Consider the following 20,469-nt stretch of genomic DNA (forward strand, 5'->3'; position numbering starts at 1 on the left):
TCCCGCAGTTAGTCGACTGAACGCGTCAGATGCCTTGTCTCAGTCGCCGTGCACCAGGGACTGGTACGCCACTTGACCGTCGAGGTCGAGGGCGTCACCCGGCGCGCGCAGCGGCTCGATCCCCAGGCCCCGCAGCAACCTGCTCGCGCCGGCGACGCGGTCACCCGCCCGGCCGTCGGCCCGCTCCGGCCGGTGACCCCGCTGGATCAGCAGGCCCTCGACGTCGTCGATCAGCCGGTACGGGTCGTAGACCTGCGGTTCAGGCATGGCCACCGCCGGGAACCCAGGTCTTCCCGGTGATCCTCTCGTAAACCTCGGTGTAGCGCTCGCGGGTCGCCTCGACGATCTCGTCCGGGATCGCCGGCCCCGGCGGCGTCTTGTCCCAGCCGGTGCTCGCGGACCAGTCGCGGACGAACTGCTTGTCGAACGCGTGCTGCGTCCGGCCCGGCTCGTAGTCGTCGGCGGGCCAGAACCGCGACGAGTCCGACGTGAGGACCTCGTCCCCGAGCGTCAGCACCCCGTCGGCGTCGAAGCCGAATTCGATCTTGGTGTCGGCGATGATGATGCCGTTCTTGGCCGCGTGCTCCGCGCCCTTGGTGTAGATCTCGAGCGTCAGGTCGCGGATGCGGTCCGCGGTCTCCTGACCGATGTCGTTCACGACTTCGGCGAAGGTCATGAACTCGTCGTGGCCGGTGTCGGAGATCTTGGTGGTGGGCGTGAAGATCGGCTCGGGCAGCTTGTCCGCCTCGACCAGGCCCGCGGGCAGTTCGACCCCCGAAACCTTGCCGTCACGCTGGTATTCGCGCATGCCGAGACCGGTGAGGTAGCCGCGCGCGATGCATTCGACCTGGATCATCTTCAGCGGCTTGCAGCGCATGGCGCGGCCGGCGAATTCGGCCGGCACGTCGGTGGTGGAGATGACGTGGTTCGGCACCACGTCGGCCAGCTTTTCGAACCACCAGGCGGAAAGCTGGTTCAGCAGCGCACCCTTGTCCGGGATCGGGGTCGGCAGCGAGACGTCGTAGACCGAAACGCGATCCGACGCGACGAGCAGAATGTCGCCGTCGATTTCGTAAAGGTCCCGGACCTTACCCGCGTGAATGTGCTTCATGCCCCGTCCTCGATGTTGTATTCGTAGAAAACCCAGTGGTTCGGCAAGGCCGCCGATTCGCCGTACTCGAGTACGTCGCCTTCCGCGGAGAGAAACCTGTTGCGGCTCAACAAGATCGCCGTCCCCTCCGGCACCCCCAGCTCCGCCGCGTCCTCGGCGTCCGCGAGTCCCGCGGCGTGCTGGGTGCGGGTCGACGAGAGAACCCGGCCCGTCCGGTCGGCGACGTATTTCACCGTGCCTTCGACGATCCGCTCGGTCTCGAACAGCAACGGGGCCTTGGCCGCGAGCGCGCCGTCGAACCAGGAGACCGACGTCGACACCGGCTGTTCGTCGCCCGCGTACGTCGTGCGCCGCCGCCGGATCGCGGGCGCGCCCTCTTCGATGCCGAGCGCGTCCGCCACGCGATCCGGCGCCGGAAGGAGCCCCGCCTCACGGATTTTCGCGTAGTGGCCCGGTGGATAGACCTTGCCGGTTCTCGCGATCGAGATCGTCCTGTCTTGCGCGGAACGGTGCAACGCTCTGGTCTGCACCACTGTCCCGACGCCGCGGACCGCGCGGACCAGACCTTCGGCGCGGAGCGTCGAGAGGACCTTCATCGCCGTCGCCATGGCGACGTTCCAGTTTCTGGCGATCTCCCGCGCGGACGGGACCGCGTCGCCTTCCTTGAGCCTGCCCGAAACGATGTCGTCGCGAATGCTTCCCGCGATCTGGAGATACGGCGGTTCGGGTCGGTCGACGGCGGGCAAGGTGACTCCTCACAAGGTCGCGCGGTGCGCACAAGCGTTCTAGCACACCAATGGGCGAGCACCAAGGATCCTGCTCACACCGCATTATTACGTACTAGTACACATTCTGGACGGTGCTCTAGTACACCTGTTACTCTCCGCAGAGTTCCCGAAACCCGTTAGGGGGCTCGATGAACCACCTGAGCATCGACGAACTGCTCGAAGAGCTTCGAAGACGCCGGTGGGTCGTCTACATCTTCGGCCCCCGGGAGGAACCGGAGGTCTGCGCCGCGGTGTTCCAGTGGGACACCTGTGCCGACGTCCTCATCCTGCGCGGCGAGGAACGGGCGAGCGCGTTCCGGGTCACCACCCTGCCCGACACCGACGTTTTCCACCCCGCGCTCGTCTCCTGGCAGTACCACTCGACGGCCGACTGGACGTTGCGCGCCGTGCTCACCATCCCGCCGCCCGGCGACGCCGCCGCGCCGATCCAGTTGCTGCAACCACATCCGGACTGCGTGATCCCGATGGAAGCGCGCCAGCCGGTCACCATCCTGCCCGCGAACGGAGCCACTGCCGATCAGGGCGATCCCTGACCTCGGCCGATCACCTGCTCGGCGACAACGAGGTCGTGCGGGTAGGTGATCTTGAGGTTCTCCGCGCTGCCCGGAACCCACCGCACCGGCAGCGCGGAGAACCTTTCCATGCACGAAGACGTGTCCGTGCCGACGAAACCTTCGCGCTCGGCGGTTTCGTAGGCCGCCAGCAACGGCGCGGCGCGGAAACCCTGCGGCGTCTGCACCCGGATCGCGCCGGGCAGCGCCCCGGAAACGGAATCGCCGTCCACGCGCACGACGTCGTCGGCCGCGATCCCCGGCACCGCTCCCCCGTACCGCCGCGTGTCGGCGAGGACGGCCGCGATCAGGTCCGGGGTGACGAGCGGACGGGCCGCGTCATGCAGCAGCACCGCGTCGATCTCCCCGCTTTCGATCCGGGAAGCCAAGTGGCGCAAGGCGTTCAGCTCGGAACCCTGGCGCGTGGCGCCGCCGTGGACGAGTTCGACCTCAGCCGGATGCGCGGCCAGCACCTCCCGCGCGAGTCCGGTGTCCTGCGGCCGGATGACCAGCACGAGCACGTCGATACCGGGCACTCGGGCGAAGGCGTCGAGCGACCACGCGACGACCCTCCTGCCCGCCACCGGCAGGTAGACCTTGTTGAGCTTGGCGCCGACCCGGGTACCCGCTCCGCTCGCGAGCACCACCCCGGCGGCCTTCGTCTGAGCCACAGGCAACTCTGGCACAGACGGGTCGGTAGGTTGGGCGCGGCCACCGAAGCGATCCGAAGGGGCAGGGCGTTGGACGACGATATCCTCGAATTCGCCGAAGTCGAGCAGCCTGATGAACACGCACGCTCGGCGGCGATCGCCCTGCACTCGAAACTGATCAAGCCGGCGGGGTCGCTGGGCAGGCTCGAAGAACTGGGCGTGTGGGTCGCGGCCTGCCAGGGCCAGTCACCGCCCCGTCCCTTCACCCGGCCCCGGGTGGTGGTGTTCGCCGGAGACCACGGCATCGCCGCGAAGGGTGTCTCGGCCTATCCGGGCGAGGTCACCGCGCAACTGGTCGGCAGCATGCTGACCGGCGGCGCGGCCATCAACGTGCTGGCGGCCTCGGCGGGCGCGAGTGTCCGGGTCATCGACATGGCCGTGGACAGCGACGCCCCCGCGACCCGCTCGATCGGCGAGTTCAAGGTGCGGCGCGGATCCGGCTCGATCGACGTCGAGGACGCGCTGACCGACGCCGAGGCACGCGCCGCCGTCCGCGCGGGCCGGGCGATCGCCGACGCCGAGGTCGACGGCGGGGCGGATCTGCTGATCGCGGGCGACCTCGGGATCGGGAACAGCACCCCGGCCTCGGTACTGGTCGCGGCGCTGACCGGCAGCGAACCGGTGGCCGTCGTCGGCCGCGGTTCCGGGATCGACGACAACGCCTGGATGCGCAAGGCCACCGCGGTCCGCGACGCGCTGCGGCGGGCGAGGACGGTGCTGGCCGACCCGGTCGCGCTGCTGCGCACCGCCGCGGGCGCCGACATCGCCGCGATGACCGGGTTCCTCGCGCAGGCCTCGCTCCGGAAGACGCCCGTGATCCTGGACGGCCTGGTCGCCTGCGCGGCCGCACTGGTCGCCGAGGAACTCGTCCCCGGCGCGCGGCAATGGTGGACCGCCGGTCAGCGCGGCGGCGAACCCGCGCACGCGCTGGCGCTGGAGCACCTCGACCTGGACCCGATCCTCGATCTGGACGTCCGGCTCGGTGAGGGGACGGGCGCGGTCGCGGCGCTGCCGCTGGTGTTCATGGCGACGCGGGTGCTCGCGGAGATGGCGACGCACGAGCAGGCGGGGGTGAGCGGTCCGCTGATCGAGGCGCCCGCTTCCTGAGGCTCCCCGTCTCCCGCGTTTAGTCCTCTGAATGCGGAGCCGACCCCACCCCTCAAGTGCCATGAAAGGTCCTTTCCTTGCAAATTTTGCAAGGAAAGGACCTTTCATGGCGCGCGTAGGGGGCGAAAAGCGCGAACTCAGCCCAGGGGGTACATCCACCCTTCGGGGGCGGGCCGGGTGCCCTCCTGGATCCCGGTCAGCGCGCCGCGCAGCTTCATCGTCAGCTCACCGGGCTGCCCGCCGGCCACGGAGAACTCGCCGCCCGCGTGCTTCACGTGTCCGACCGGCGTGATGACCGCCGCGGTCCCGCAGGCGAACACCTCGGTCAGCTCGCCCGAAGCGGCGGCCTTCTCCCACTCGTCGGTGGAGACGCGCCGCTCCTCGACCTGGTGCCCGAACGACTTCGCCAGCTCCAGCAGCGACTTGCGGGTCACCCCCGGCAGCAGCGAACCGGTCAGTTCCGGGGTCACGACGCGGGCCTCGTCGCCGGAGCCGAAGACGAAGAACAGGTTCATCCCGCCCATCTCCTCGACCCAGCGCCGCTCGACGGCGTCGAGCCACACGACCTGGTCGCAGCCCTTCTCCACGGCCTGCGCCTGCGCCACGAACGACGCCGCGTAGTTGCCCGCGCACTTCGCCTCGCCGGTGCCGCCGGGGACGGCGCGGACGTACTCGGTCGAGAGCCACACACTCACCGGCTTGACGCCGCCGGAGAAGTACGAGCCGGCGGGCGAGCCGATCAGCGCGTAGAGGTACTCGTTCGCGGGGCGGTTGACGCCGAGGCCTGCCTCGGTGGAGATCATGAAGGGCCGCAGGTACAGCGACTCGCCCGGCTTCGTGGGGACCCAGCGGGAGTCGACCGCGATCAGCTCGCGGATCGAGTCGAGGAAGACCTCCACCGGCAGCTGCGGCATCGCCAGTCGCTCGGCCGAGTTGCGGAAGCGGACCGCGTTCGCGTCGGGGCGGAACGCGGCGATCGTCCCGTCCGGCTGGCGGTAGGCTTTGAGGCCTTCGAAGATCGCCTGGCCGTAGTGCAGCACGGAGGTCGCCGGGTCCAGCGTCAAGGGCGCGTACGGACCGACGGTCGCGTCGTGCCAGCCCTGCTCGGCGCTCCATTTCACGGTCACCATGTGGTCGGTGAAGTGCAGCCCGAAGCCGGGTGCGGCCAATACGTCCGCGACGCGTTCCGGGCTCGCGGGGCTCGGGTGCGGGAGGTGGGTGAACTGCGTCGAGGTCGTCATGGCTAAGACGATAACGCTTGGTCGGACCCTCGTTAGTCGGACGTCCGCATATCTTTACCTCCCGCGATCTGTCCGTCGTGACGAACGAGCGAGGGCCCGCGCCCCTAGGATGAAGGGGTGACGTTAAACCCCATGCAGCCCGCTCACCCGGCCAAGCCCGCCGCCTCCGGCACGGGGGCCGACATCAAGACGTTCGCGACGGCGGTACTGCTGACCTTCGGCACGGGCGTGCTGATGATGGACGGCTGGGCCCTGCTGGACAGCGGCTTCGGCGCGTTCCTCGGCCTGGTCGGCGCCGGTTTCGGCATCTTCTGGTGGCGCAGCATCCACGGCAAGGTGTTCCCGCGCGAGCTGTCCACCAAATCGGTGGTCATCCTCACGGTGATCAACGTCGTGCTGGTGCTGCTCCTGCTTCTGCAGGTGAGCTAGAGCAACCCGTCGGGCAGGCCGGGCGCCGGCCAGTCCGGCTCCGGCCGGAAGTCGGTCCACGTCCCGTCGAAGGGGAACCGGCCGGCGTCCGCGAGCGCCCCGATCCGCTCTCCCTCGGCCCGTAGCCGCTCCAGCTGCCCGGCGGTGATGCGGCCGGCGAGGACGGCCTCCTCGGCCTCGTCCTCGTCCTTCCACTGCCAGCGTCCGCCGGGTTCGACGGCGACGTCGAGGATGCCGTCGATCCGGTCCGGCCCGGTCGCCGTGCGCCCCAGCGGGACCTCCAGGTTGACGTACCAGTTCAGGAAGTGCCCGGCGGCGTCGAAGAACCACCAGACCGACGACCATTCGTCGTCGGCGATCCGGCGCAGGGTCGAGGTGTCGCGCCAGAAGTCGGCCACGCGCACCCTCGGCACCCGGAACCGTTCTTCGAGCGGGGCCTCGCGGAAGAGCCGCCCGTCGGCCAGCCTGCTGCCGATGATCGGGGTGTCCGCGGGCAGCCAGCCGAGCAGGACGGTGCCGTCGTCGGAGATGACGCGCAGCGGATGATGCTGGCCGATCGAGCCGTCCGGTCGCAGGAACCGTTCGACGACGGTGTCGCCCGGGGTCCAGAAGGGATCACGCACGCCTTGCACGGTACCGACGGGCACGGACCCGCAGAACCAGTTCGGTGAGCGTTCCCACTCCCGCGAGCCCGAGGGCCACGACCGGCCCAGCGAAGGCCGCGGCGACGGCCACGATCAGTCCACAAGCGAGTGTCGCCTTCGGACGTTCCGGGGAAAGCCGCTCGCGGCCGTCGGTGAAGGCGTCCACCGCGACGGGCACGGTCGCCAGCGCGACCACCACGGTCAGCACCGGCAGCAGCGAGACCGCGTCGGCGGCGGCGAGGAGTTCGCGGAACGACGTCGCCGAAAGCCCCAGCCGGACCGGCCCCAGCTGGTAGAGGGCGACGGCGATGATCGCCACGGCCACGGCGCCCACCACGGCCGCGCGGCCCGCGCCGGGACGGCGAGGTGCCAGGAACGGCAGCAGCACCAGCACGGCGAGACCGAGCCCCGGCACGGACGGCGGGTCCGGCGCGATGAACTGCGCCAACGGCGGGATGCCGACGCAGATCGCGATCAGGGAGACCGCCGCGGCCAGCAGCAGGCCGGTGACCCAGCGGGCGGCGTGGTCGCCGAGGCGGACCCCGGCGAGATCGGCGACGGCCACCACCACGGCGAACACCGCGGCGGCCGCTCCCGGCGCCGATGGGAAGAGGTAGTGACCGAACGTCGTCGCGAAGACCAGGACCAGGCCCAGCCGTGAAACGGAGCCCGAGATCCGCTCCGGCCGCGACTCTCCCATCGGGGGCAGCAGCGCCTCCGCCGCCACGGAGCACAGGACCGCGACCACGGCGGCGAGCAGCACCCAGTAGTCCGCTCCGGAGGTGCCCACCGCGAGCGCGATGAGCAGACCGCCAGCCAGTCGCACGCCGTCTCCCTTCCAGAACATCCAGTTATCCGGTCGGCCCCGCTGTTACCCCAGGTCCGCCTGTCATTAGCATGGCTCACGATCCGACCGGGCGGCCGCCCGGTACCCACCGCGAACGCGCGAGGAGCCAGAAGTGACCGTGCCGAAGCTTGCCCTGACCGAGAACGCCGAAGCGGCGCTTGCCAAGACGCGCGCCGATGTCGTCGTCGTCGGCACCTTGCAGGGCGAGGACGGCCTGGCGCTCGCCGCCGGCTCCTCCGTTGCCGACGCCGCCTTCGACGGCAAGCTCGCCGAGGTCCTCGGCACGCTCGGCGCGTCCGGCAAGGCCGATGAGGTCGTCAAGGTGCCGACGCTGGGCAAGCTGTCCGCCGGTGTCGTGCTGGCCGTCGGCCTCGGCAAGGCCGGCGCGGACGGCGTCACCGCCGAGCAGGTCCGCCGGGGCGCCGGCGCCGCCGCGCGGGCGCTGAGCGGCACCGAGCGCGCGTTCGTCACGCTGTCGGCGATCGACCTGCAGGCCGCCGTCGAGGGCACCGTGCTCGGCGCGTACAGCTTCACCGAGTACCGCTCGGAGAAGGGCGACGGCCCGGTCGCCAAGGTGGACTTCGTGAGCCCCGAAGAGGGCACCGCCAAGGACCACAAGGCGACGCTGAAGGCCGCCGGTCTCATCGCGGAGTCGGTGATCATCGCCCGCGACCTGATCAACACCCCGCCGAACGACCTGTTCCCGGCCTCCTTCGCGGACCGCGCGAAGACGCTGGCCGAGGCGAACGGGCTCGAGTTCGAGGTCCTGGACGAGAAGGCGCTGAAGCGCAAGGGCTTCGGCGGCATCCTCGGCGTCGGCGGCGGTTCCTCGCGCCAGCCGCGCCTGCTGCGTCTCGCCTACAAGCCCGCGAAGGCGGCTAAGAAGGTCGCGCTGGTCGGCAAGGGAATCACCTTCGACTCGGGCGGCATCTCGATCAAGCCCGCCGCGAACATGGACCACATGACCTCGGACATGTCGGGCGCGGCCGCCGTGCTCGCCTCCGTGGTGCTGGCCGCGAAGCTGAAGTACCCGCTCGAGGTCGTCGCGCACATCCCGCTGGCGGAGAACCTGCCCTCGGCCACCGCGTACCGGCCGGGCGACGTGCTCAGCATGTACGGCGGCAAGACCGTCGAGGTGCTCAACACCGACGCCGAAGGCCGCCTCGTGCTGGCCGACGCGATCGTGCGCGCGGGCGAGGAGAACCCCGACTACCTGATCGAGACCTCGACGCTGACCGGCGCGCAGCTCGTCGCGCTGGGCAGCCGCACCGCGGGCGTGATGGGCTCGGACGAGTTCCGCGACCGGGTCGCCTCCATCGCGCAGGCGACCGGTGAGGGCGGCTGGGCCATGCCGCTGCCGGAGGAACTGCGCGCCGACCTCGACTCGCGCCTGGCCGACCTGGCCAACGTCACCGGGCACCGCTGGGGCGGCATGCTCGCCGCGGGCATCTTCCTGCGCGAGTTCGTCGCCGACGGCCTGCCCTGGGCGCACATCGACATCGCGGGCCCGTCGTTCAACACCGCCGGGCCGTGGGGCTACACCGGCAAGGGCGGCACCGGCGTCCCGGTCCGCACCATCGCCGCGGTCCTCGCGGACATCGCCGCCAACGGCTGACCCACTCCCCTCGATCGCGCGTGAAGGCCCCCTTCCCTCGGCTGAGCCGAGGGAAGGGGGCCTTCACGCGCGATCACGGCGCCGGAGGCAGCGGCGTGTCCTCCAGGAGGTCGAAGGCCAGTCCGCTGGAGCCCTCGCCCCGGCCGACACCGCGCCGCGCGCTGAGCCAGACGACGACGCGGCCGTCGCGCCAGCGTGTCCGGTTGTAGGCGACCGAGAGCCGCGTACCCGCGCGGGGCACCTCCTCCTCGTTGACGTAGTACTGCGGCTGTTGACCGGCCGGGAGGTCGTCGAGACCCGGCCGCAGCAACGTCGTCCGCGGTTGCACCGGCCGCCGGTCCACCACGTCCGGCATCGCCGCGCGCTGCAGCCGGATCTCGCGGTTGTCCCCGGGGGCGTGCACCGGGATGAACGGGATCCAGTGCTCCGGCACGCTGTTCATCGCGACGTACGAGATCGGCGCCCGCGGCGGATCCTCCCCGTCCGCCGCCGCGACGGCGTCGTGCAGGCGCCGCCGGAACGCGACGACCTCCGCGGCCGCCTCGCTTCCCCGCCGCGGTTCCCCGGCCGGCGTGGTGATGGTCTGCTCGATACCCCAGACCAGGTTGGCGGTCTCGTCGCGGATCAGCAGGACCTCCTCCAACGCGGGGCCTTCGGCCACTTTCGGCACACTCGGCGGGAGCAGCAGGTCGGTGTCGGCCTCGACGTCATCCCGACCGGCGACGTCCAAGGTGAACATCGACCACCGGCGCCAGTCCTCGTCCCGTCCCCGCCCCGCCGGGGTGATCCACTGCTTCTGCCCGAAGACGTCCGTGACGACCAGCCCCCGGATCTTGGCGAGCGTGCCGGCGGGCAGGTCGCACGGCACCTGGTACCAGTCGTTGGAGAACACGAGCGCGAACTCCAGGAAGACCAGCCGCGCGAGGTCGGTGCTGTCGGGGCGGACGGCGGCGAAGTTGGTCTTCCCGTCCTCTTGCGCCCACCAGCGCGCCAGGGGCATCCCGGAATAGCGGACCGGCGCGGGGAACACGGTCCTGGTCAGCGTCGGCTCCGGCGGTTTCGTCCCGCCGACCGGATCCTGCGGATCGACCGAGAACGCGTGCCACTCCAGTGTCCCGCCGGGGTATTCCTCGGCGGAAAGCTTCTTCTCGCCCCCGCCCTCGACACCGGCGGCGACCGAGAACCGGTGCTCGAACCGGCCGGGATCCCAGGTCGCGTCCGTCGGTTCCGCCACGGGCCGGTCGATCAGTTTCTCGTACCACCGCACCAGCCGGGCCCCCAGCTTGCGGATCCGGTCGCTCTGGATCTGCCCGAGCAGGCCGGTGCCGTCCTCGGCGTGCCCGCCGCTTTTGAGGTGCAGATAGAACAGGTAGCCGTCCATCCGGCGTCCGGCGACCGTCTGCATCATCGACCAGACCTCGGGATGCGCCAGCTTCGCGACGTCGTCGGGGTTCCGCGGATCGGGCAGCGCGATGGGATAGCGCTCGATGTAGGCGTTCCTGAACCCGAGGAGATTGCCCAAGAGGAGCTGATCGGCGGCCATCAGTTTGAACCAGTGGCGGCCGATCGCCAGTCTCAGGTCGAACCCGATCTTCTCCGTTCCGGGAGTACCGAACGTCAGCTGCGGACGCCGCCGTTCCGCGACCGTCTCAAGTGGACGGTCGGCGCTCAGGTCCTGCGGCGGTCCGGTAGGCGGCTGGAACCGGGAGGGCCTCGACGGCGACACCGCGTAGGTCACGGTGACCGGGCTGCCCGCGTCCGTCCCGCGGAACTCCCCCAGCTGCCACTGCCGGGTGAGCATCCACAACGGATCCCGGACTTCGGCTCGCAGGGCGCGGTCGAACCCGGTGGTGCGGGGGCGGCCTTCCAGCCGGTTCCACACCCCGACGGCCGGGGTACCGCGGACGGCGAGTTCTTCGGCGAAGGACTGGGTTCCGGTCATCGGGTGGCCTTCCAGCGCAAGGTGGAGACGGCGAGGTCGGTACTGATCGTGACCTGGTCCCGGACCGCCGACATCATCGTCGCCGGGAGGAACTGCCCGAGCGCGGTGCCTTCGAGGTGGTCGGGTTCCACGGCGCGAGTCTTCGCCAGGTCGAAGGTCTCCTCGATCGCTTCGAGGAGCAGCTCCGTGGTCCACTTCCCGTCCGGTTCCAGTACCGGCGGGACGACGAGCAGCATCGACTGCGGCGGTTCGGCGTCCGGACCGTCGTAGTGCAGCGCGATTCCCGTCGTCTCGCGTTCGGCGGGGACCACCTCGGTCCATTCGTCGAGCAGCAGCCCGCACTGACGTTCACCGTTCAGCGAGGCCGCGTAGTGCGCGGTGTAGAGCAACCGGTCCTCGACCAGCTGATCGCCCACCTTCGCCGGATCGAAGAATTCCATGGCCAGCCAATGGTCGTCCTCGGCATAGGGCAGCTGGACCGGCGTCAGGCGCGGCTCCTTCCAGCCCAGGATCCCGGTGCCGAGCAAGCCACCGGGTTCGAGCAGCGCACCGGCGAGGTGCACCGTCTTTTCCCACAGCCGCGGCTTTTCCCGCACCCTGGCCATCCCGTGCAGCCAGTCGTCCACCGGGAAGTCACGGCCGGGTTTGCCCGGTCCCTCGTCGGTCAGGTGCTCGACGAGGGCTTCGCTGTCGTTCCGCGCGTCACGCCATTGGTCGAGCATCTCCTCCGACGGCGTGAACTCCGGGACCACCAGGACGTCCTCCCCGAGCAGTGCCTTGAGGGCGTCGATCCCCGCGGCGACCCGCTCCGGCCCGGCGGGCACCTGGTCGTAGCGCACCAGGAGCCTTTCCGCGGCCTGTCGCCGTCCGTCCTTGTGCGCGGCGGCGTCACCGATGAGGTCGGTCTTGAGTTTTCCCGCCCGCGCCAGCAGTTCCGCACCGTAGGCGACGACCTGGTCTTCGAACGGTTCGAGGTCGAGACCGGCCGGATCGAGGTCGGTCAGCGGCAGTTCGCGTGCCACATCGGCGAGCAGGCCGCTCAGCGTCGGCTCGGTCGTCCCGGCGATCCCCGTCAACCGGCTGAGGCGGGCTTCGAACGTCGTGCGGGCCGAACGCACCCGCGCCCGCATCCGGAACACCGACGTTTCGCGCGGCTTCGGTTTCGTCACCAGCAACCGTTCGATCTCCTCCAGCAGCCGGTACCGCTCCGCGTCCGATGTGGACGACGGGAGCTTCTCGTACCGGGTGAACAGCACGTCCGCGGCCTTCAGCGCGCGGTCCATCCTCGCGGCCACCTCGGCGACGGCGCCGAGGACGCGCGCGAACACGCCGCCCCGCCACAGCGACAGTTCTCCCCAGCCGCTGACACCCAGTCCGAAGTCGCCCGCGGCTTTGGCCAGTTTCGCGTACCGGGCGAGGAAATCATCGATGTGCTCGACGACCTCCGCCGGTTCCAGCGCACCGAGATCGGCGAGGAATTCCGTGACGTCCTCGCCGAGGCGGTTCAGGGACTCCAGAACCGCGGCGGGGCGTTCCCGGGAGAGCGAGACGGCGTCGTCGGCCGCGCGCTCGACCCGCGCGGTACCGGCCGCGGGGACCAGATCGGTCGGCCGCAACGGCCTTGCCGTCGTCAGCAGCGAACGCAGGGCACCGATCAGCGGTGACAACTCGAAGAAGCTCACCTTCCCGGAAACCCGTTCCGTGTACTGGATTTCGAGTTTGGCGTCCGGTCGCGGGCGGGCCTCCTCGATGACCACGCCGAGAATCCGGTCGTCCAGGTCGGTGGCCTCCGCCGCCCGCGCCGGCGGCACCGCCCACAGCAGGTCGATCGCCTGCAGTCCGGCCTCCGCCTGGGTCACCACGTGGACGTGCTTCTTGTTCTTGTGATCGAGCCAGGTGACCGACGCGGCCACCGAGCCCGGCTCGGGCAGCATGTCGGCCAGCCAGTCGTTGACCGCCGGTTCCGCCCTGGCGCGGGGGTTGTTCCGGCCCAGCAACGGCGCGCCGTGATCGGGGCCGAGGCCGGGGGTGAACTGCAGGCCGAGGCGATGGGTGAGGGTGGTCCCGCCACGCGGGGTCTCGACCACCGCGGGCTCGGGCAGGACACCGCCTTTCGCGTAGGAGTCCAGCGTCGCCGACGCGCGTTCGGTGTTGCCCTGAAGCACCTGATGCGTGCCTTCGGCGACGATGAGATCCGCCAACGCGTCCTGCGCGTCACGAAGGGCATCGATCTCTTTGTAGATGTCGCCGAGTATGCCGGTATCGGTGATCTCCGGGAGCCCTGTGAGCTTGAATGGGTACACCCGCTCCTTCTTGTCCAGCTTGTCCACGTGCCGAAGGAAATCGAGCCCGTCGATGACATTGCGTGCCTCGACCTGCTCGACACTCGTCGGCAGCCCCGGACCCTGCGCCGGATCCGGCACCGAATCCTTGATCTTGTTCGCCCGCAAGGGGAAATGGAACCGGAATCCGGCGATGACCTCGTCGAGCCCGACCCTGCGGTCATGCAGCCCTCGTTCGAACCGGTAACCGAGCAGGGCCCCCGGCGCCTGCCCCTGCCGCATGCCGTCCAAAAGGGACAGTGCGACCCGGACCCGGGACGAGCTGAGGTTCACGGCGAACGTGCTGTCCGCACGCTGCTTGCCGTTGGCGAGGAAACCGGCCCGCAGCACCGCGGCCGTCCGCGCGTGGGCGGGCGACGGCGCGTGGATGTAGCCGCCGTTCTTGTCGTCGTGGGGCAACGGGCCGGTACCGAAGATGGCGGGCAGACCTTCGGGGAGCAGTTCCGTCGCCGGGGTCCCGGCTCGTTCGATCTTCTCCAGCCTGCCGTACGCCCCGAGATGGAGACCGCGTTTCGGCGGGCCACCGGCGGGATCGCGGCGCAGTTCGGCCAGCCGCTCGTTGACCAGCCCGAGGCGCCAGGCGTCGAGCCGGTAGGTGGCACAGTCGAGGTGCTCGGCGAAGACCCGCTCCAGTCGCGCCGTCGGTACCTTCGCGAGCAGGCGCAGCGCCTCGATCTGCTCGGACAGATCCGCGGCGGCGGGGCTCGTGTCGAGCACGGTGCGGAGATGCTCGTGCACCAGCCTGTCGGGATCGATGGCCGGATCGGTCGAATAGAGCTTGCGATACCGGCTTTCGCTGGGCTCGTCGGAGACCTCGACGTGGATGAACGGCGCGTCGCGCACATCCGGCACCTCGGCGCCGGGCGTGCTCAAAGCGAGCCTCCGGGCGGCCTCGGCGGCGCCGAGCAGCACGGCGTGCCGAGCCAGCAGGTACAGCAGCGCCGACGGCGGGACGTTGTCGTCGAACCCTTCTTCCTTGCGTACCTTGTCCAGATCTTCTTTGCCGTAGCGGGCCAGCCAATCCAGGTAGTTGCCTTCGGGCGCGTAGTCGCGGATCGGGTCCACTTCGGACAGTTCCCGGTCGTCGACGACCGGCGCCGGCACCGGCTGGGTCTGCTCCTCGAACACCCGCCGCAGCAGGTCGGGCCCGGAGTCCGGATCGACGGTCCGGTACCCGAACCGGGCCAGTACGTCCCGGATCGGCGCGCCCAGGACGGTCTCCAGCCGCTCGGCGAGTCCCGGCTCCCGGACGGCCAGCTCTTCGGCGCTCCTGGCGAACCGCTGGTGGTACTCGGCCGAGGTCGGGTGCAGCGCGAGGATGTCCAGCAGCTTCTGGTGCGGGTCCCCCGTGGCCGAGTCGAGGTACTGGACCTTCGGGAGCGCGTCGTGCCAGTGGCGCGATGCTTCCTTCAGCACGTTGTTCAGTGCGACGCGGTGCGGTGCGGTCGGCGGGAAGGCGAGCTTGGAAAACACTGTCGTCGGCAGGATGCCGTACGGCTGTCTGCCGATCTTCACCACGGGAAGCGGCCCGCGACCGGACACGTGCTCCAGGAAGAACTGCCGTGTCTGCGCGATCTGCTGCTCGGTCAGCACCCCGTTGAGCAACGAGGGAAGATAGTAACCCCAGGTCGCGGGCCACAACGCGGTATGCGCCGCCCTGGCCTCCCACCGGTCGCCGCCCTCGGCGTTCGCCCCCCCGGCCAGTACGGCCGGGTCGAGACCGAGCAGTTCGGCGAACCACTCGCCATCGGTCTTCTTCCACCAATCTGTCGCGGTGGCCGCGAATCCGGCGGCCGCGGCGAGCTTCGACTCGGCTTCGGCCCGAGGGTCCTGGCCCGCGGCCGCCTGATCCGAGTTGTTCGTCGGCGTCCCTTGGGGCAGGAAGCCGAATCCGGCCGGGGTGCGGACCTGATCGGTGAGCAGCTTGCCCCAGTCCTCGGCCGACTTCTGCGGGGTAGCCGCCTCACGGAGGCCGAGGACGACGAGCCGATCGAGGGTGCGGAAGGTGTCCCCCACCGTGACACGGATGCCCATCCCGACGTCTTCGGCCGCTTTGAACTCGGTGAGCCACATCAAGGCGTCCGGAATCCTCAGTGTCCCGGTCTCCTCGTTGATTTTGAGCTGTTTCTCCCTGGGTTCGGCAGGATTGGGGCTGACCGCGAGATCGGCTTTGACCGGCCCGCCGCTCTTCGCGAAGATCCGCGTATCACCGACGTAGCCGAAGGCGGTGAACTTGTCCGGCAACAGACTCGCTTTCGCGGCGGTCGTCCAAGAGTCCTCCGCGATCTCTCCCGCGGGCGGCGGCGTGAGTACCATGAACACCACGGTCACCAAGATGCCCGTGCTCGACGCCGAACTGTCCACTCCGGACGGACGGATCGCGCGGATCGTCTTCGCCCGGCCGGCGCCCACGGCGGCGAGCAACACGATTTCCGCCTCCCGCAGCTTTTCGCGGTCTCCGTGCGCCTTCCAGACCGAAGTCCAGTACGTCGTGGCCGGCTGACGATCCTCCTGCGCGACGGGTTGCGGGGTGACCACGACCAGGACCGTGGTCCCGGTGGCGACCTGGGTCGGCCGGTCTCCGGGGTTGGCGGGCTTGTACTTCTGAAGCAACCACGCCGCCCGCCCGGCGGCGACGCGGGTGCAGAGCTGTTCGAACGCGACCCGTTCCGCGAGCGGCGAGCCGCCGGCGGCCCAGAGCGTGACCCAATAGGCATCCAGCGCGGCGAGTTCGGCGCGGGTGGGGCGCTGTTCGAATTTGTCGATCGACCATTCGTCGGGGAACACCCGGATGAGCAGTTCGTCGCCGACGTACCGGGTCTCCACCCGGACCGGTCCCAGCAACACCGGGAAATCAAGCTTGAGGTCGGGCATCGGCCAGCATCTCCTGTGCGTGTACGGCCACCAGGACCGGTGCCTGGAAAAGGATGTAGGCGACGTCGGCGGCACTGACGTCGTGCGCCCACTCGGGGATGTTCACGTCGTCATCGCGCTGCCGCTGCTTTTCCTCATCGTCGTCGTCGCCGTTGAACTCGGCGAGGCCGACTTCGACGCCTCGGTCGAACCGGATGAACCCGGATCCCGGTGTCCCGGGATCGAGATGCCCCCAAGTGGCGTCGTTCCACACCTCGACCCTGGGCAGGGCTCCCCGCGGTGGCTCGTCGAGCCCGAACCGGGGATCACCGGGGCGTTCCTTGAGCACGAAGAACCAGCCGAGCCCGTCCGCCCCGCCGGACCGGGCCTCTTCCTCCCCCAACGGGAAACCGAGCAGGTAGATGTCCGGCGAGATCTTGGCTTCGTAGGTCGGCAGCCGCACCATGTCGTCGGTGAGGCCGACGTTCGCCGGAATGGGCAGGATGGTGCGCTCGCCGGTCTTGTTCTGCGTCCCGTCCTTGTTCAGCGGCCAAGTGGCCTTATGCGCGTAGATCGCCACGTTCGGGTATTTCTTGAGCAGTTCGCCGCGAATCACGAGGACAAGGTCCTTGAATTGTTTCTCGCCCGGTGGCCGCCGATGGTTGTTCTCGCCGAGTTTCGCGGTCTTGCTCCAGCGGTGCAGCGGCAGGATGTCGTACAGCCGTTCCCGCCACGCCTCCCGGGATTCACCCGGCTTCAGCGGCACCGGTCGCGGATCCCAGAACTGACGGAACGGCGTACCCCGCTGATCGGTGGGGAACTCCCGCCACAGCAGTTCTCTCGCCATTTCGTGGTTGAGCCCGATCAGGTAGGACTCGATGAATTGCCGGTTGTTCTCCAGCAGGGTGATCGAGTTCTCCGGCAGCAGGCCGATATTGGGCACGAACGTCTCGGCGGAGAATTTCGCCAGCTCTTCGTACATCGGCATGTCGAACACCGGATACGCCTGGATCTCGATCAGCTCGCCGATCGCGAGCCGCAGCCGCTCCGGCAGGTTCATCGAATCCGCCAGGCTCTCCAGCAGGGTCTTCTCCGCCCGCAGGCCGTCGAGCATGTCGTCGATGGCTTCGATCACGCCGAGCTGGTCGTCGACGACCTCCGCGACGGCGGACGCCTCGGCGAGACCGTCGTGGAGTGTGCGCAGCGCGGTCCGGTAGCGCACAGCTTCCTCGTTGTCTTCCGGTTCCCCCAACGCCGCGAGGGAAAGGTCGACGCCGAACGAGGCGACCGTGACCGGTGGCGCGCCCTTGGTCCGCGCGGCACTGACCTCTCCCCGGTCGATCCGGTCCACCAGCACGTCGAACTGAGCGCCCGTCGGCAACAGCCGCTTCCTCAGCCGCGATCCCGGCCGGGTGATCCGGCGCATCGGCGCGGACATCGGCGCGGCGGAGACCCGGCTTCTGTCCACTTTGTACCCGACGGCGAACAGCTCCGGCACTTCCGCCGCGGCCGCCCTGGCACTCGCCGAGGCTCGCCGTTCGACCACGCGTCCGTGCACCGGCGCCGTCAACGTCAGCGCCCGCCCCGAAACCGGCTGGTCCGCGGCCGCCGCGGTGGACGGCCGCGCGGGCGCGGTCGGGGCGAGATGCTTGCCCTGCAGGCTGTTCCCGAGCTGACGTGCCAGCTGTCCGGCCCGGATGAGCTCGTTGGCCCGCTGGATGTCGCCGAGCTGGCTCCACGCGGAGGCCATGAGTTCTTCTTGCCGTGCCTGGACGACCTTGGTGCCGAACTGCGCGGCAACGCGGTAGCGCGGATCGAGGTTGAGCCGGTGCACCCAGTTGCGCTGCTGGTCGACCGGGACCGGCTGCCCGTCCTCGGTCAGCAGGGTCCGGGTCAGCGACGGCCAGCATCCGTACAGCGGCGGGGTGATCACCGGATCGGTCACCCCCGCGACCGCGGCGACCCCGGCCGTCCCGGCGGCTTCGGCGTTCGCGGCGGGCGGCGGTTTCTGCCGGTAGGCCTGTGCCAGGTTGACGAAACCCGCCATCGCCCGCTGCCAGTGGTTCGGATAGGGCGACGCCTGTTCGGTCAGGTAGCCGTCCCAGTTCTCGAACGCGTCGGGATGGCTGTCGGTACGGGGCAGCTGGAGGGCGCCACCGAGTTTGAGGACGCCTTGCGGGTCGGTCGGCGTGGTCAGCGGCGGCAGGTCGTACACCCGGCGGTGCGCGTCCATGGGCCGCCTGCCGACCGGATCGGCCGCCTCGTACGGCTTGAGCAGCCGGACCAGGTACTCGAAGTCGCCGACCGTGCTCGTGGTGAAGGACCAGCGGTGGTAGTACGGCAGAACGACCTGGCCGGCTCCCGTGCCCCAGCTCGGGACGGTCGCCTTGAGTTCCTTGGGGACTTGCTCGCCTAGTCCGGCCAGACGGCCCGCTTCGAAGGCGGGCACCAGGAAGGCGTGATAAGTCGTGGCGGGCTTCAGATGCCGGGGACAGAGCAGCCGGGAACAGGCGCTGTCGGGCGATTCGCGCAGCACCCGGCTCAGCCTGTCCAGCGCGGCGTTCATCTCGGCCGGTTCTCCGAGCGCGAGCCGCTCGCCCAGCTTCCCGTTGACCTGGACGTGCGCCCACGCGCCGAGTTCACCGGGCGGCTGCAGCGCCTGTGGATTCGTCACTTTGACGAACGGCAGCGGTTTGTCCGGCAGGACTCCGTCTTCGAACTCCGCCTGCCCCGTTTCCCCGCCCGCGGAAAGGACGATCAGCGCGAGCCAGGGAGCCAGCCGTTTCGTCGTGTCGTCCGGTTTCGCCGGGCTGTAGCGCCAGAGGAAGTCCTCGTCGTAGAACTCGATGTGCGCCAGGTAGTTCGGTTCGAAGTTGGGGATGCCCGGCTTCGGTTCCGTGCGGGAGATGGCACGCGGATCGACGCCGACCACGTCACCGGGGCCGTACAGCTGCACCGATTCCTTGACTTCCCGGTACGGCACGGGACCGTCCTCGATCGCGTCCCCGGTCAGTCGCAGCTCGACCGGGATCGTCGCGCGCGGCCCGGCGACGTCACCCTGGATACGGGTGGTCAGCCCGGTCCGCAGCCAGGGCAGGAAGGAGTAGGCGTTCGCGCTCACGAACCGCTCCCGAACTTCTCGGCCGTGGCCGTCAACTCGGCTTTCTGCGCCGCGGCGGCGAGGCCGGTCCTGGCGATGCCGCCGACGACGAGCACGGTGGACCCGGAAGCCACGGCGGCGAAACCCCAGCGCCCCTCGGCCAGCCCCGGCGCCACCGGCTTCCACGCGCCCGCCTCGTAGCGCAGGACGCTGCGGTAACCCGCTTCGTTCGTGACGTCGTCGGCGCCGCCGGTCACCACGACCCGCCCGCCACCCACGGCGACCGCGCGATGGAAGGCACGGCCGCCCGGCATCGGTTCGGCGTCCCGCCAGGCTCCGGTCGTCCCGGTGAGTTCGAAGATCTCGGTGGTATCGCGGGCGAACGGGTCGAACGCGCCCTCGGCCGTCACCCCTGGCGCCTTCCCGCCGGTGACGAGCACGGTGGTGTCGGACAAGGCCGTCGCGGTGTGCCCGCTCCGGGGAAAGCGCATGGTGGCGGCGGGCGTCCAGGGGTTGGTGCCCGCCGCGGCCGTCGAGTCGTAGATCTCGCAGAACGCCAGTGCCGGGTCGTCACCCGTGCCGACCGGCACGCTCCCTCCGCAGACCAGTACCTTCTTGCCACCGCTCAAGACCACCGCGACGTGCCCGGTCCGCGCGTCGGTCATGTCACCCGCCGTCTCCCAGGTCATCGCGTCGGGATCGAACAGCTCGGCGGACCGCAGCGCCATCGCCTTGCCGCCGGGCCGGAGCGTGCTGCCGCCCGCGACCAGGACCTTGCCGTTCGACAGTGCCACGGCGCTGTGTCCCCACCGGCCCGCCTTCATCGGCTTCTCGACCGGCAGCCATTTGCCCTCGGCCGGGTCGTACAACTCGGCGGTGGCCAGCGCGGCTCCGCCCGCCGCGCTGATGCCGCCGGTGATCAGTGCCTTCCCGCCCGCGAGCGGCGTCAGCGCGTGCGACTGCCGCGCGGTCCCGAGCGGGAGGGGATCCGACCACTTCCCGGTATCGAAGTCGAAGACGGCACTGTGCTTGACACCGGCGAAAGCCTCGTCCGCGCCTCCGGCGAGGAGCGCCTTCTTGCCGCCCTCGAGCAGAACGGCGGCGTCGTGCTGTCCGGCCCACGTCACGGCCACGGCGTAGGGGGGAGCGGTCGGGTCGGCCGCGAGCACACTGGTCATGGGGCGATCCC

Annotated in this window: 15 protein-coding genes; 4 read left to right on the forward strand and 11 right to left on the reverse strand. The window is 70.0% G+C overall.

Annotated features, from left to right (window positions below; all coding sequences use genetic code 11):
* Nucleotides 1-39: 39 nt before the first annotated feature.
* Genes SD37_RS28070 through SD37_RS28080 form a run of 3 tightly spaced genes read right to left on the reverse strand, consistent with a single transcriptional unit; the run spans nt 40 to nt 1,857 of the window.
* Nucleotides 40-267: a hypothetical protein gene (locus tag SD37_RS28070; protein ID WP_044850173.1), complete on the reverse strand. Its 228-nt coding sequence runs from the start codon at nt 265-267 to the stop codon at nt 40-42.
* Nucleotides 260-1,111 carry a phosphoribosylaminoimidazolesuccinocarboxamide synthase gene (locus SD37_RS28075; protein ID WP_044850093.1) on the reverse strand — a complete coding sequence of 284 codons (852 nt, stop codon included), beginning with the start codon at nt 1,109-1,111 and terminating at the stop codon, nt 260-262. The genes SD37_RS28070 and SD37_RS28075 overlap by 8 nt, the downstream gene beginning before the upstream one ends.
* The gene (locus SD37_RS28080) at nt 1,108-1,857 is read right to left on the reverse strand and encodes a GntR family transcriptional regulator (RefSeq protein WP_044850094.1); all 750 of its coding nucleotides are present in this window, start codon (nt 1,855-1,857) and stop codon (nt 1,108-1,110) included. The genes SD37_RS28075 and SD37_RS28080 overlap by 4 nt, the downstream gene beginning before the upstream one ends.
* Before the next feature lie 170 nt (nt 1,858-2,027).
* On the opposite strand from SD37_RS28080, the gene SD37_RS28085 reads away from it, so the two are divergent.
* Nucleotides 2,028-2,432, forward strand: a complete 405-nt coding sequence (locus SD37_RS28085; RefSeq protein ID WP_044850095.1) for a hypothetical protein — start codon at nt 2,028-2,030, stop codon at nt 2,430-2,432.
* On the opposite strand, the gene SD37_RS28090 is transcribed toward SD37_RS28085, so the two are convergent.
* The gene (locus SD37_RS28090) at nt 2,417-3,097 is read right to left on the reverse strand and encodes an IspD/TarI family cytidylyltransferase (protein WP_044850096.1); all 681 of its coding nucleotides are present in this window, start codon (nt 3,095-3,097) and stop codon (nt 2,417-2,419) included. The two genes, SD37_RS28085 and SD37_RS28090, sit on opposite strands and share 16 nt — an antisense overlap.
* A gap of 93 nt (nt 3,098-3,190) precedes the next feature.
* Here SD37_RS28090 and cobT point away from each other — a divergent pair, with 93 nt between their 5' ends.
* On the forward strand, nt 3,191-4,267 hold the full coding sequence (gene cobT / locus SD37_RS28095) for a nicotinate-nucleotide--dimethylbenzimidazole phosphoribosyltransferase (protein ID WP_044850097.1): 1,077 nt from the start codon (nt 3,191-3,193) through the stop codon (nt 4,265-4,267).
* Nucleotides 4,268-4,404: 137 nt separating this feature from the next.
* Here cobT and SD37_RS28100 read toward each other — a convergent pair whose 3' ends face one another.
* On the reverse strand, nt 4,405-5,508 hold the full coding sequence (locus tag SD37_RS28100) for a branched-chain amino acid aminotransferase (RefSeq protein WP_044850098.1): 1,104 nt from the start codon (nt 5,506-5,508) through the stop codon (nt 4,405-4,407).
* Between the two features lie 117 nt (nt 5,509-5,625).
* On the opposite strand from SD37_RS28100, the gene SD37_RS28105 reads away from it, so the two are divergent.
* A complete protein-coding gene (locus tag SD37_RS28105; RefSeq protein WP_145926754.1) occupies nt 5,626-5,937 on the forward strand; it encodes a hypothetical protein in 312 nt (103 codons plus the stop codon).
* Here the strand turns inward: SD37_RS28105 and SD37_RS28110 are convergent.
* Nucleotides 5,934-6,560 carry a ribonuclease FAU-1 family protein gene (locus tag SD37_RS28110; protein ID WP_037309689.1) on the reverse strand — a complete coding sequence of 209 codons (627 nt, stop codon included), beginning with the start codon at nt 6,558-6,560 and terminating at the stop codon, nt 5,934-5,936. The two genes, SD37_RS28105 and SD37_RS28110, sit on opposite strands and share 4 nt — an antisense overlap.
* Nucleotides 6,553-7,407, reverse strand: coding sequence for a hypothetical protein (locus SD37_RS28115; protein WP_044850174.1), 855 nt, complete (start codon nt 7,405-7,407; stop codon nt 6,553-6,555). Before SD37_RS28115 ends, SD37_RS28110 begins: the two co-directional genes overlap by 8 nt.
* Nucleotides 7,408-7,540: 133 nt before the next feature.
* Here SD37_RS28115 and SD37_RS28120 point away from each other — a divergent pair, with 133 nt between their 5' ends.
* Nucleotides 7,541-9,043, forward strand: coding sequence for a leucyl aminopeptidase (locus SD37_RS28120; RefSeq protein ID WP_044850100.1), 1,503 nt, complete (start codon nt 7,541-7,543; stop codon nt 9,041-9,043).
* 73 nt (nt 9,044-9,116) lie between these two features.
* On the opposite strand, the gene SD37_RS28125 is transcribed toward SD37_RS28120, so the two are convergent.
* Genes SD37_RS28125 through SD37_RS28140 form a run of 4 tightly spaced genes read right to left on the reverse strand, consistent with a single transcriptional unit; the run spans nt 9,117 to nt 20,458 of the window.
* Entirely contained in the window at nt 9,117-10,985 is a 1,869-nt protein-coding gene (locus SD37_RS28125; RefSeq protein WP_044850101.1) for a hypothetical protein, read from the reverse strand.
* The gene (locus SD37_RS28130; RefSeq protein ID WP_065913002.1) at nt 10,982-16,201 is read right to left on the reverse strand and encodes a hypothetical protein; all 5,220 of its coding nucleotides are present in this window, start codon (nt 16,199-16,201) and stop codon (nt 10,982-10,984) included. Before SD37_RS28130 ends, SD37_RS28125 begins: the two co-directional genes overlap by 4 nt.
* Nucleotides 16,182-19,301, reverse strand: coding sequence for a hypothetical protein (locus SD37_RS28135; protein ID WP_044850103.1), 3,120 nt, complete (start codon nt 19,299-19,301; stop codon nt 16,182-16,184). Before SD37_RS28135 ends, SD37_RS28130 begins: the two co-directional genes overlap by 20 nt.
* Nucleotides 19,298-20,458: a Kelch repeat-containing protein gene (locus SD37_RS28140; RefSeq protein WP_044850104.1), complete on the reverse strand. Its 1,161-nt coding sequence runs from the start codon at nt 20,456-20,458 to the stop codon at nt 19,298-19,300. The genes SD37_RS28135 and SD37_RS28140 overlap by 4 nt, the downstream gene beginning before the upstream one ends.
* Between the last annotated feature and the right edge of the window lie 11 nt (nt 20,459-20,469).

This window comes from Amycolatopsis orientalis, from assembly GCF_000943515.2.
In the GTDB taxonomy this organism is placed as follows: domain Bacteria; phylum Actinomycetota; class Actinomycetes; order Mycobacteriales; family Pseudonocardiaceae; genus Amycolatopsis; species Amycolatopsis orientalis.

Excerpts from the sequence above, each read along its gene's own strand:
- SD37_RS28070 (WP_044850173.1), bottom strand. The coding sequence starts at position 267 with ATGCCTGAACCGCAGGTCTACGACCCGTACCGGCTGATCGACGACGTC.
- SD37_RS28075 (WP_044850093.1), bottom strand. The coding sequence starts at position 1,111 with ATGAAGCACATTCACGCGGGTAAGGTCCGGGACCTTTACGAAATCGAC.
- SD37_RS28085 (WP_044850095.1), top strand. The coding sequence starts at position 2,028 with ATGAACCACCTGAGCATCGACGAACTGCTCGAAGAGCTTCGAAGACGC.
- SD37_RS28100 (WP_044850098.1), bottom strand. The coding sequence starts at position 5,508 with ATGACGACCTCGACGCAGTTCACCCACCTCCCGCACCCGAGCCCCGCG.
- SD37_RS28125 (WP_044850101.1), bottom strand. The coding sequence starts at position 10,985 with ATGACCGGAACCCAGTCCTTCGCCGAAGAACTCGCCGTCCGCGGTACC.
- SD37_RS28130 (WP_065913002.1), bottom strand. The coding sequence starts at position 16,201 with ATGCCCGACCTCAAGCTTGATTTCCCGGTGTTGCTGGGACCGGTCCGG.
- SD37_RS28140 (WP_044850104.1), bottom strand. The coding sequence starts at position 20,458 with ATGACCAGTGTGCTCGCGGCCGACCCGACCGCTCCCCCCTACGCCGTG.